Raw genomic sequence first — 11,967 nt, 5'->3', positions numbered from 1 at the left:
ATGTACGCCCGGGCCCCCCGTGGCCCAGGCGTACATACCGAATCCGTCCGTGCCGAATCCGTCCGTGCCGCAGCCGCCCCTGTCCCAGACGCCCGTGCCGCAGCCGCCCGTGCCGCAGACCCCTCCGCCGCAGCGGCCCGCGCCCGCCCGCATCGACCAGGTGCGCGCCGAGCTCGACGAACTCAGCGACTATCTGCGCAAGCAGGAGGATCCCCGGGACGGCCGGCCCGAGGGCGGCCGGTGACCGCGACGACAGGCCGCGTCGTCGCCGACCGGTACGAACTGGCCACGCTCATCGGACAGGGCGGCATGGGCCAGGTCTGGACGGCCTACGACCGGCGGCTGGACCGGCGGGTCGCGGTGAAGCTGCTGCGCCCCGACAAGGTCGCGGGCCAGGAGGCGGACGAACTGCGCCGCCGCTTCGTGCGCGAGTGCCGGGTGACCGCCCAGGTCGACCACCCCGGCCTGGTCACCGTGCACGACGCGGGCAGCGAGGGCGAGGAGCTGTTCCTCGTCATGCAGTACGTCGACGGCGCCGACCTCTCCGACCACCTCGCCGAGCACGACCCGTACCCGTGGCAGTGGACGGTCGCGGTCGCCGCGCAGCTGTGCGCGGTGCTCAGCGCCGTCCACGCGGTGCCGATCATCCACCGCGACCTCAAGCCGCGCAATGTGATGGTGAAGCAGGACGGCACGGTCACCGTCCTCGACCTCGGCGTCGCCTCCGTCATGGACACCGACACCACCCGCCTCACACACACCGGTTCACCCATCGGCTCGCCCGCGTACATGGCGCCCGAGCAGGCGATGGGCGGTGCGGTCGGCCCGTACACCGACCTGTACGCGCTCGGTGTACTGATGCACGAACTGCTCAGCGGCCAGGTCCCGTTCGCGGGCTCGACGGCACTCGGGGTGCTGCACCGGCACCTGTACGAGCCGCCGCTGCCGGTGCGCAGACTGCGTCCGGAGGTGCCGGAGGCACTGGAGAGCCTGGTCCTGCGCCTGCTCGCGAAGGACCCGCAGCACCGTCCCGCCTCCGCGCAGGAGGTGTACGAGCACCTGGCGCTGCTGCTGCCCGCGCGCGGGATGCCCACCGGGGCGCCGCTCGATCCCACGCGCCCGTTCCTGCGCCCGCACGCTCCCTGGCCGGACCGGGCGCGCACGCCCGCGCCGCAGCCCGCCCCCGTCGCGCCGGTCGCCGAGAAACCCGATGTCGCCGGTGCCGTCGACGAGGTCAAGCGACTCCTCGGCGAGGGCCGCATCACCCAGGCCGTCGACATCCTCGGCTCGATCCTGCCCGCCGCCGCCCAGCAGCACGGCGAGCACTCCCCGGTCGTGCGCACCCTGCGCAAGCAGTACGCGGCCACGCTCATGGACGACGGCCAGTACCGGCGCGCGCTGCCCGAACTGCGCCGGCTCGCGGACGAACGCGCCGCCGAGGCCGGTCAGGCCGACCCCCAGTCCCTGCGCTACCGCCACGAGTCCGCGCAGTGCCTGGAGCAACTGGGCGAACCTGCGGCGGCGTTGGCCGAGTACCGCGCCCTGCTGCCGTACTACGAGAACCAGTACGTCGCCGGGGACCCGGAGTCGGCCTTCGACGTCCGCCGCCGCATCGGGCACCTGCTGCTGGCGCTCGGCGACCGCGCCGCCGCCCATGACACGCTGGCCCGGCTGCTGCACGACGTGGAGCGACGGCGCGGCCCCGGACATCCGCTCGCGGCCGAGGTCAGGCGGACGTTGCAGTGGCTGGGGCAGATGCACGGATAGCCACCGCCGGGTCGGCCGAGACGTGTGGGCCGGGTGGGCCGGACAGATTTTGCTGCACCCTGAAGGAATATTGTGGGTTCCTAGGGGCGTACTTTTCCGAACAGGGATGCGCACCGGTTAGGTTGCCATCCGTTTCACGCTACACGCGCTTTCGCACCGCGCCGCGTGCGCGGTCGTCGCACAACTCGCCGGCGCCGCCGGCACAACCAGGGGTGGGGTCACACATGTCCAGCCATCGGCAGTCCCGCAAGCGCAGGTACGTCACCTGGGGGGTGGCGGGGGTCGCCGTCGTCGCCGGGGCCGGCATCGCCGCGCAGACCTCTATGGCCGCCACCACCTGGCCCGCGCAGAAGACCTTCACCGGCCGCGCCTTCGACACCTGCGCCGCGCCCTCCCTTTCCGCGATGAAGGCCTGGCACACCGGGTTCTACGGGGCCGCCGCCGTGTACATCGGAGGCAAGAACCGCGGCTGCGCCCAGCCCAACCTCACGGCGTCCTGGGTGAAGTCGGTCAGCACCCTCGGCTGGAAGCTCATCCCGCTCTACGTGGGCGCCCAGCCGCCCTGCCAGACCGGGTCCAGCCCCGAGAAGATCAGCGCCGCCACCGCCGCCTCGCTCGGCGCGAGCGACGCCGCCGACGCGGTCGCGAAGGCCACCGCCCTCGGGATGAAGGCCGGAAGCCCGGTCTACCTCGACATGGAGTCGTACGACATCACGAACAAGGCGTGCAACGACGCCGTCCTGACGTACGTACGCGCCTTCGACAAGGCCCTGCGCGCCAAGACGTACCGCTCCGGCTACTACGGCTTCACCAGCTCCAGCGCCAAGGCGATCGCGAACGCCACCGACAAGACGGACCTGCCGGGCAACATGTGGTACGCCCTGTGGGACAAGACCAACACCACCACAAGCGACTGGCCGTTCGCCGCGACCCAGTGGACGAACCACAGCCGGGGCCACCAGTACATGGTCAACAGCAAGGAGACCATCGGCGGCGTCACGATCACCGTGGACCGGGACGCCTGGGACGGCCCGGTGGCCATCACCGGCTGAGCGTCCGCCCGGCTGCCCGCACAACTGTTCACACGGCGGGAGTGCGGCGGAGGCGAGGCGGTGCCCGAAGTCCTGGTGAATCGTTGGTCGAATGGGTTGGCCAGAGCCTGCCCACTGCCTAACATCGATCACCGCAAGACTTTGTGCACCGTCGCACAATCTCCTCGGGAGGTTTCCTTGCACCGCCGTCGCACCGCGCTCGTCCTGTCCGCCGCGCTCGTCGCCGCGGCCCCGCTCCTCGCCGCCTGCGGAAACGACGCGCATCCCGGTGCCGCGGCCGTCGTCGGCGACCAGCGGATCACCGTGTCGCAGCTGGAGAGCAGGGTGCAGGAGGTGCGCGACGCACAGCGCGCGGCGGTGCCGGACGACGCGCAGTACGCGCGCGTCGTCGCCACCACCGGCAGCCTCACTCGCGACACCCTGCACGGCATGGTCCTGGACCGGGTCCTCCAGCGGGCCGCCCAGGACGCGGGCGTCACCGTCACCCGCAACGAGATCCAGCAGATGCGCGCCGGCCTGGAGCAGCAGGCGGGCGGTGCCGCGGGACTGGAGACGGCCTGGCTCCAGCAGTACTCCATCCCGCCGCAGCGCCTCGACGACAACCTCCGCCTCCAGCTCCAGGCGCAGAAGCTCGCGGCCCACCTCGGCACCGACACCAACCAGCCGGCCTTCTGGAAGGCACTCTCCACGGCGTCCGGGGAACTCCACGTCGACCTCAACCCGCGCTACGGCGACTGGGACGCCCAGAAGGTCAGCCGCGTCGACGCGAAGACCCCGTGGGTACGGGAGGTCACGGCCGCGGGGACGCAGCAGACGGCCTGACCGGTCCGCGACGGGGCCGCTCCGCCAGGGGACGACTCCCGGGGCTGTCGGTGTCGTGCGTTACGTTCGAGGGGTGAACACAGCCAGCCCCGAAGCAGAAGCCGCCACCGGCCGCGTCGTCCTGCTCACCACCAGCCACCGGGTCGCCCCGGGCCTGCTGTCCTGGCCCGCCTGGCAGGCGCTGCGCGCGGCCGACCGCGTGCTGTGCGCGGACGCGGCCCACCCGCAGCTGCCGTATCTGCGCGAGGCGGGGATAGCCGTCGACGAGGCGTCCCCGGCCGCGGAGGACCTGGTCGACCTCTGCGCGGGCGGCCACACGGTGGTGGTCGTGGCCACCGCCGAAGGCGAACCGGCGCTGACCGACGGCCTCGCCCGGCTGGCCGGCTCCGGCCGCGTCGCGATGCCGGAACTGGAACTGCTCCCCGCCTCCTACGACCTCCCCGGCGCCCGTCTCCTCGACCTCGTCCAGGTCATGGACCGCATCCGCGTCGCCTGTCCGTGGTCGTCCCGGCAGACCCACCAGGGCCTGGCCAAGTACGGCATCGAGGAGGCGTACGAGCTCGTCGAGGCGATCGAGGACGGCGACCGGGACGAGCTGCGCGAGGAGCTCGGCGACGTTCTGCTCCAGGTCGTCTTCCACGCCCGTATCGCCGAGGAGGACCCCCAGGCCCCCTTCTCCGTCGACGACGTGGCCGCGGGCATCGTCACCAAGCTCATCCACCGCCACCCGCACGTCTTCGGCGACGAGACCGCCAGCACCCCCGAGGAGGTCAAGGAGCACTGGCTGCGCACCAAGGCCGAGGAGAAGCGGCGCACCTCCGTCACCGAGGGCATCCCCGTGCACCAGCCCGGTCTGGCCCTCGCCGCCAAGCTGGCCTCCCGGGCCCGTACGGCCGGCCTGGACGTCCCGCTCCCGCAGGGCGACGGCATCGGCTACGAGCTGCTGGCCCTGGCGGTACGGGCCGAGTCGCAGGGCGTCGATCCGGAGGCGGCGCTGAGAGCGGCGGCACGGGCGTACCGGGACGCGATCCGGGCCGCCGAGGACTGACCTTCGGCCGAGCCGCGCGAGGACGGCCACCCGGGTCAGTACGGTTGACCCAGGGACGGTCGAGGGGCCAGGGGGCTTGGGTGGAACGGGAGTTGGAGGACCTGGCGGCCAGAGGGGCGCAGGCCCTGGTCGCCGGGTTACACCGGTCGGGCGAGGCGGCGCTGGTGCGTGAGGCGTTCGCGACATGGTTCGAGCGGGCGGGGTGGGCCGCGGAGTCCGATCTGCTGCGGGGGCCGACGGGCAGGCTGTCGTACTCCCTTACGCGGTGGCGGGGCGTTTTTCTCGATGTGCTGGCGAACTCGCCCGGCCACGACGCGGCGGGCCGTCTCGCGACCCTGATCGGCCGGTTCTCCGAACCCGCGGAGGCCCGCCGTCCCGCCGACCGAGGAGCCACCGTCGCCGACGGCATCCTCAAGCGCGACAAGCTCGTCCCGCCTCCCGCCGGGAAGCCCGGGGCGCCCGGGGAGCCGGCCGACCGGCCGGGCGTCGCGGGGGACCACGTCGACTTCCGGCAGGGCACCTTCCACGGACCGGTCGTGGGGAGCCAGCACACCTACGTCAACCACCCCGGCGCCGCGCTCCCTGACCCCGGCCGCTGGCCGGTGCCGGACGAGATCGACCCGGTCACCCTGGGCGTGCGCCCGACGCGACGGCCGGACGGCGCGGACCTCGCCCGTCTCCCGGCTTATGTGGAGCGGGACATCGACGCCGGGCTGCACGGCTGGCACGAGCGGGACGACCTGCTGGTCGTCACCGGCGGCCCGCTCTCCGGCAAGTCGCGCACGGCCTGGTCCGCCGGGGCCCACGCGGCCGGGCACTCCGGCCGGGTCTTCGCGCCCGCTCCCGGCACGGATCTGCGCGGTCTCCCGGAGACGCTGCACGGCCGGACCGGCCGCCATGTCCTGTGGCTGGACCAGTTGGAGGAACACCTCGGCGAACACGGCCTGAACCTGGGACTGCTGGGACGGCTCTCCGCGCTGCGCGTCCCCGTGGTGGCCACCATGCGCGACGAGGTCTACGAGGAACACCGCTTCGGCGACGGACCCGCGTCCAGGCTGCTGGCCCGGGCGCGGGTGGCGCGCGTGGGTTCCCGGTGGAGCGAGAACGAACTCGCCCGGCTGGCCGGGCACCGCGACGACGACCGGCTCGCCGACGCCCTGGAGCGGTCCGACGAGGGCGTCACCCAGTTCCTCGCGCTCGGCCCCGAGCTGTACGACCTGTGGCACAGCGCCGGCTGGTCCAACAGCCGCCATCCGTACGGACATCTGCTGGTCCGGGCGGCCGTCGACCTCGCGCGCTGCGGAGTCACCGGGGGCATACCGGACCTCCTGCTGAGGACGACGGCCTCGTGCTACGGCAGAAGACCGTCGGGCGGGGAGTCCTTCCGGGACGCGACGACCTGGGCGGCCACGCCGCGGCACGGTGTGGCCGGGCTGCTGGTCCCCGTCCCCGTCGCCCCGGGGCCGGGCGTGGGGGAGAGCGAGGCGACGGCGTGGCGGCCGCACGGATCGCTGGTCGCGCAGGCACGACGGACGTCGGCGCCGGTGCGGACGGCCGTCTGGCGCTGCGCGCTGGAGCAGGCGCGCCACGACAACGACGTGCACTTCAACGTCCGCAGAACCGCCCACGCCGTCTTCGCCCCGAGGGCCGAAGCGGGTGACACCGAGGCCATGCACCTCATGGGCGTGCTGGGCCAGGTGACCAAGGACGAGGCCACCGAACTGAAGTGGTTCCGCAAGGCGGCCGACGCCGGGCGTACGGACCTGGCGGCACAGGTCGGGGAACTGCTCCTCGGGCAGGGGAAGGCCGAGCAGGCCCTGCCGTATCTGAGGGCGGCGGTCGCGGACGATCCGCAGGCCCGCGTGGCCCACCTGCTCGGCCGGGCTCACCTGGCCCTGGCCGAGCACTGGCTGCGGACGGCGGCCGCGGGCGGCCACAAGGAGGCGGCGCGCCGACTGAACGACCTGGCGGGAGGCCACCCCCCGAGCGACCTTCGGACGCGGCTGCCGTTCCTGTCGGGGAGTGCCGACATCGCCCGGGACGGGGAGCACTGACGGCGTACCGAGGTCGACGGACCCGTCACCGCCCCCGAAAGCCGAACCCCGAAAGCCAGCTACCGTCAGGGCGTGACCAACCAGCCCGCGCCCGACAGTCCCGCCCCCGAGCTCTTCACCTGGGAGTTCGCCTCCGACCCGTACCCGGCCTATGCCTGGCTGCGCGAGCACGCCCCCGTGCACCGCACCCGGCTGCCCAGCGGGGTCGAGGCGTGGCTGGTCACCCGGTACGCCGACGCCCGACAGGCCCTCGCCGACCAGCGGCTGAGCAAGAACCCCGCGCACCACGACGAGCCCGCGCACGCCAAGGGCAGGACCGGCATCCCCGGTGAGCGCAAGGCCGAGCTGATGACCCATCTGCTCAACATCGACCCGCCGGACCACACCAGGCTCCGCCGTCTGGTCAGCACGGCGTTCACCCCGCGCCGGGTCGCGGAGTTCGCGCCGCGCGTGCAGGAGCTGACCGACCGGCTGATCGACGGCTTCGCCGCCCGGGGCTCCGCCGACCTCATCCACGAGTTCGCCTTCCCGCTGCCCATCTACGCCATCTGCGACCTGCTCGGCGTACCCCGTGAGGACCAGGACGACTTCCGGGACTGGGCGGGCATGATGATCCGGCACGGCGGAGGGCCGCGGGGCGGGGTCGCGCGGTCGGTGAAGAAGATGCGCGGCTATCTCGCCGAGCTCATCCACCGCAAGCGGGAGGCGCTGTCGGAGACCGCCGCACCGGGCGAGGACCTCATCTCCGGTCTCATCCGCGCCTCCGACCACGGCGAGCACCTCACCGAGAACGAGGCCGCCGCCATGGCGTTCATCCTGCTGTTCGCGGGGTTCGAGACCACGGTCAACCTCATCGGCAACGGTATGTACGCCCTGCTGACCCATCCCGATCAGCGCGAGCGCCTCCAGTCGTCCCTGGCCGCCGGGGAGTCCGCGCTGATGGAGACCGGCATCGAGGAACTGCTTCGCTACGACGGGCCGGTGGAGCTGGCGACCTGGCGGTTCGCGACCGCGCCGCTGACCATCGGCGGCCAGGACATCGCCCCCGGGGACCCCGTCCTCGTGGTCCTGGCGGCCGCCGACCGTGACCCGCAGCGGTTCACCGACCCCGATGTGCTCGACCTCACTCGCAGTGACAACCAACACCTCGGATACGGCCATGGAATCCACTACTGCCTGGGCGCACCGCTGGCCCGGCTGGAGGGAAGGACCGCGCTCACCACGCTCCTGACTCGACTCCCGGACCTGCAACTCGCCGCGGAACCAGAGGACTTGAGGTGGCGTGGTGGACTCATCATGCGCGGACTGCGCGCCCTGCCTGTGGAGTTCACGGCGGTCTGACCGATTGGCGGCAGTCGTGAGGGTTCCGGACCGGGGTGACGCACCGTCAACATTGTGATCTTCGCGTGATCTCCGTGGCATGAACTTGTGACAAGTGATCGTGTGCCGATACGTTCAACCATCAACACGGCGCCAGCGTCAGGCCGTGTCGGTCACTGCTGTCGCACGAAAGGTTTCCGCATGCTCTCCGGAAACGGTCGTCACCGTCGTCCCCGCCAGGCTCCGGCTCTGCTCGTCGCGGCCGGAGTGGCAGGATCCGCCATCGCCATCCCGCTGCTGGGCGCCGGTGGCGCGAGCGCGGCCGAGGGCAGCACCTGGGACCAGGTCGCACAGTGCGAGACCGGTGGCTCGTGGAGCGCCGACAGCGGTGACGGGCACTTCGGAGGCCTGCACCTGACGCAGGCGGACTGGGAGCAGTACGGCGGTCTCGACTACGCCTCCAGGGCCGATCTGGCCAGCCGGTCCCAGCAGATAGCCGTCGCCGAGAAGATCCTCGCCGCCCAGGGGGCCGGCGCCTGGTCCACCTGCGGACTGACCTCGGGGCTGGCCGCGGACTCCGCGACGGCCGTCGTCGACACGGGTGTGGCGGGCGACACCGCGAGCGGCACGACCGGCACGACCGGCTCGGCCTCGGTGTCGGACCCGCTCGGGCTGCCCGACTCCACCGCCGGGACCACCGCCGACCCGTCCGCGACGCCCGCCGCGGGCACCGCGTCCGCCGACCCGTCCGCCCTGCCCTCCGGTACGGCGTCCCCCGATGCCCCCTCCGCGACCACGACGGACAAGTCGGACAAATCTGCCGATGTCGCCACGAGTGACGCACAGACTGACGATTCATCCGCGAGCGGGGCGAAGTCCAACTACTCGGACAACGCCCGTCAGTCCATCGGTGCTTCGGGTCTGGTCGACACGGGCGACCTGGGCACCGGCCGCCACCGCGGCACCAGCGCCGACGAGGACGAGAGCTCCGTCGACGCCGACCTGTCCTTCATCGGCCGGCACGCCTCGACCGCCTACGCCGCGGACGGTTCGTAACCCGCCCGCGCCGGGGTGGTCGCCACCCCGGCCGAACCCCTGGCCGCCCCCGGCCGGACTCCTGGCCATCCCTGGCCGAACCCCTGGCCGCCCCCTCGGGCCTCCGCGACGGACGGCTCCCGCTCCGCATGGTGAGCAGGGGGCCGGTGGTGCTGTCGGGGCCCGTGTCTTCCCTGGTCGGGCCTGGGAGGCACCGACCTAAACGGGTGTGAAGCGGCGGGAGTTGACGCCCCGTTTCGCCAGTAAATGTCCGTTTTGGTGAAACTGTGGGATGAGTCTCAGAAGCCCTGATCGTCTTTGGAAATACCCGGATCGCCTGTCTACGGTCGAAACCGCTCGCCACAGCGGGCACCGGCCGCCGCAACGCCGAATCCTGCCAGCGGCTGCCCGGGAACATTCGTCGCGTCAAGCGCCGTCGGCAGGAGCGGGGGACCCAAGGTAAGCGCCGTGCCCAGCGGTTGAAGCTGGTGCCGGCTCGGGGTGAAGCCGCGTCCCGTGAGGGGCGTGGCCGGGCAACTCAACCGGCCCGAACCCGACAGCTCACCTCGCAGGCGTCGGTGAGGGGATCCACCATGCTGTTTTCCGGTAAGGGCACGCACCGCCGCTCGTCCAAGGCCACCCGCATCGCCGCGCTCGCCGGTGTCGCCGGTGTCGCCGTCGCCGCCCCGCTGTTCGCGGCCGGCAACGCCTCCGCCGCCACCGCCGCCGAGTGGGACGTCGTCGCCCAGTGCGAGTCCGGCGGCAACTGGGCCATCAACACCGGCAACGGCTACTACGGCGGTGTCCAGTTCTCCGCCTCCACCTGGGCCGCGTACGGCGGCACGCAGTACGCCTCGCAGGCCAACCTGGCCACCAAGGCCCAGCAGATCACCATCGCCGAGAAGGTCCTCGCCTCCCAGGGCAAGGGCGCCTGGCCGGTCTGCGGCAAGGGTCTGTCCCGCACCCCCTACGCCGCTGCCGCCGCCGCGCCGAGCACCACCACCCGCTCGACCGACACGCAGGCCGCCACCCGCTCCGCCGAGCGCCCGGCCGCCACGAAGACCGTCACCACCCCGGCCGGCCAGGCGGTCGCCAAGGGTGACGGCGAGTACAAGGTCGTCAAGGGCGACACGCTCAGCACTATCGCCCAGAAGCACGACGTCAAGGGCGGCTGGCAGGCGCTGTTCAAGCTGAACAAGGGCGTCGTCGCCGACGCCGACGTCATCTACCCCGGCCAGCAGCTGCACCTGAAGTGACAGCGGGCTCGTAGCTGAACCACGGCGGCCTCCCAGCCGTGTCCTTCATTGTGGAGGCCACGCGAGGGCCGTCCCCCCGTCCCCGCGGGCTCCCCGTCCCGGTGCGTTCTTCCCCCGTACGCACCGGGACGGGGTTTTTTGTCGAACCGGCTTTGTTCCGTTCGGAAACAATTTACTCTCGGTTCCGTCCATGACGCGGTCAACGACCTGCTGATCGCCCCGGGACGGTTAGGCTCAGTCACGCGCGGCCACCACAGGCCTGCGCACCACCGGGCTTTCCGGCCCGGCGTAGCTTGCGTCACATCCCAGAAGGAGATGCTCGTGCCGTCCATCGACGTCGTCGTAGCCCGGGAAATCCTGGACTCCCGAGGCAACCCCACGGTCGAGGTCGAGGTCGGCCTCGACGACGGCAGCACGGGTCGTGCCGCCGTTCCGTCCGGCGCCTCCACCGGTGCCTTCGAGGCCATCGAGCTCCGTGACGGTGACCCCAACCGTTACCAGGGCAAGGGTGTCGAGAAGGCCGTCCTCGCCGTCATCGAGCAGATCGGCCCGGAGCTCGTCGGCTACGACGCCACCGAGCAGCGTCTGATCGACCAGGCGATGTTCGACCTGGACGCCACCGACAACAAGGGCTCGCTCGGCGCGAACGCCATCCTCGGCGTCTCCCTCGCCGTCGCGCACGCCGCCTCCGAGGCCTCCGACCTCCCGCTCTTCCGTTACCTGGGCGGCCCGAACGCGCACCTGCTGCCCGTTCCGATGATGAACATCCTGAACGGCGGCTCGCACGCCGACTCCAACGTGGACATCCAGGAGTTCATGATCGCCCCGATCGGCGCGGAGACCTTCTCCGAGGCGCTGCGCTGGGGTGCCGAGGTCTACCACACCCTCAAGAAGGTGCTGAAGACCAAGGGCCTGTCCACCGGCCTCGGCGACGAGGGCGGCTTCGCCCCGAACCTGGAGTCCAACCGCGCCGCCCTCGACCTCATCGTCGAGGCCATCAAGCAGGCCGGCTACGTCCCCGGCGAGCAGATCGCGCTCGCGCTCGACGTCGCCGCGTCCGAGTTCTACAAGGACGGCAAGTACGAGTTCGAGGGCAAGTCCCGCTCTGCCGCCGAGATGACCGAGTACTACGAGGAGCTCGTCTCCGCGTACCCGCTCGTCTCCATCGAGGACCCGCTGTACGAGGACGACTGGGCCGGCTGGAAGATCATCACCGACAAGCTGGGCGACAAGGTCCAGATCGTCGGCGACGACCTCTTCGTCACCAACCCGGAGCGTCTGGCCCGCGGCATCGAGGAGGGCTCCGCCAACGCCCTGCTCGTCAAGGTCAACCAGATCGGTTCGCTGACCGAGACCCTGGACGCCGTCGAGCTCGCCCAGCGCAACGGCTTCAAGTGCATGATGTCCCACCGCTCCGGCGAGACCGAGGACGTCACCATCGCCGACCTCGCGGTCGCCGTGAACTGCGGTCAGATCAAGACCGGCGCCCCGGCCCGCTCGGACCGCGTCGCCAAGTACAACCAGCTGCTGCGCATCGAGGAGATCCTCGACGACGCCGCGGTGTACGCCGGCCGCAGCGCCTTCCCGCGCTTCAAGGGCTGAGCCGTACAGGG

The 11,967-nt window shown here is 71.8% G+C and carries 9 protein-coding genes, 1 pseudogene and 1 riboswitch; all 10 genes and pseudogenes read left to right on the top strand.

The window, feature by feature from the left end; all coding sequences use genetic code 11:
* Positions 1-244: pseudogene (locus FNH09_RS21865) on the top strand (hypothetical protein); the annotation flags it as partial.
* Positions 245-282: 38 nt separating this feature from the next.
* Complete coding sequence (locus tag FNH09_RS21860) at positions 283-1,767, top strand: serine/threonine-protein kinase (protein WP_152890555.1); 1,485 nt, start codon at positions 283-285, stop codon at positions 1,765-1,767.
* 224 nt (positions 1,768-1,991) lie between these two features.
* Entirely contained in the window at positions 1,992-2,819 is an 828-nt protein-coding gene (locus tag FNH09_RS21855; protein ID WP_152890537.1) for a glycoside hydrolase domain-containing protein, read from the top strand.
* Between the two features lie 177 nt (positions 2,820-2,996).
* Positions 2,997-3,641, top strand: a complete 645-nt coding sequence (locus tag FNH09_RS21850; RefSeq protein WP_152890534.1) for a SurA N-terminal domain-containing protein — start codon at positions 2,997-2,999, stop codon at positions 3,639-3,641.
* Positions 3,642-3,714: 73 nt separating this feature from the next.
* The gene (locus tag FNH09_RS21845; protein ID WP_162468904.1) at positions 3,715-4,689 is read left to right on the top strand and encodes a nucleoside triphosphate pyrophosphohydrolase; all 975 of its coding nucleotides are present in this window, start codon (positions 3,715-3,717) and stop codon (positions 4,687-4,689) included.
* Positions 4,690-4,769: 80 nt separating this feature from the next.
* On the top strand, positions 4,770-6,743 hold the full coding sequence (locus FNH09_RS21840; RefSeq protein ID WP_152890532.1) for an SEL1-like repeat protein: 1,974 nt from the start codon (positions 4,770-4,772) through the stop codon (positions 6,741-6,743).
* A gap of 72 nt (positions 6,744-6,815) precedes the next feature.
* On the top strand, positions 6,816-8,084 hold the full coding sequence (locus FNH09_RS21835) for a cytochrome P450 (protein WP_162468903.1): 1,269 nt from the start codon (positions 6,816-6,818) through the stop codon (positions 8,082-8,084).
* Between the two features lie 180 nt (positions 8,085-8,264).
* Complete coding sequence (locus tag FNH09_RS49550; protein WP_152890530.1) at positions 8,265-9,119, top strand: transglycosylase family protein; 855 nt, start codon at positions 8,265-8,267, stop codon at positions 9,117-9,119.
* 400 nt (positions 9,120-9,519) lie between these two features.
* A riboswitch (cyclic di-AMP (ydaO/yuaA leader) is annotated at positions 9,520-9,688 on the top strand.
* A gap of 3 nt (positions 9,689-9,691) precedes the next feature.
* Entirely contained in the window at positions 9,692-10,354 is a 663-nt protein-coding gene (locus FNH09_RS21825; RefSeq protein WP_152890528.1) for a LysM peptidoglycan-binding domain-containing protein, read from the top strand.
* A 315-nt stretch (positions 10,355-10,669) separates the two neighbouring features.
* Complete coding sequence (gene eno, locus FNH09_RS21820) at positions 10,670-11,956, top strand: phosphopyruvate hydratase (RefSeq protein ID WP_152890526.1); 1,287 nt, start codon at positions 10,670-10,672, stop codon at positions 11,954-11,956.
* Positions 11,957-11,967 lie beyond the last annotated feature (11 nt).

The organism is Streptomyces adustus, from assembly GCF_009377175.1.
In the GTDB taxonomy this organism is placed as follows: Bacteria; Actinomycetota; Actinomycetes; order Streptomycetales; family Streptomycetaceae; genus Streptomyces; species Streptomyces adustus.
Note: the sequence above shows the minus strand (reverse complement) of the source record. Positions and strands in the feature narration are given on the sequence as shown.

Excerpts from the sequence above, each read along its gene's own strand:
- FNH09_RS21855 (WP_152890537.1), top strand. The coding sequence starts at position 1,992 with ATGTCCAGCCATCGGCAGTCCCGCAAGCGCAGGTACGTCACCTGGGGG.
- FNH09_RS49550 (WP_152890530.1), top strand. The coding sequence starts at position 8,265 with ATGCTCTCCGGAAACGGTCGTCACCGTCGTCCCCGCCAGGCTCCGGCT.
- FNH09_RS21825 (WP_152890528.1), top strand. The coding sequence starts at position 9,692 with ATGCTGTTTTCCGGTAAGGGCACGCACCGCCGCTCGTCCAAGGCCACC.
- eno (WP_152890526.1), top strand. The coding sequence starts at position 10,670 with ATGCTCGTGCCGTCCATCGACGTCGTCGTAGCCCGGGAAATCCTGGAC.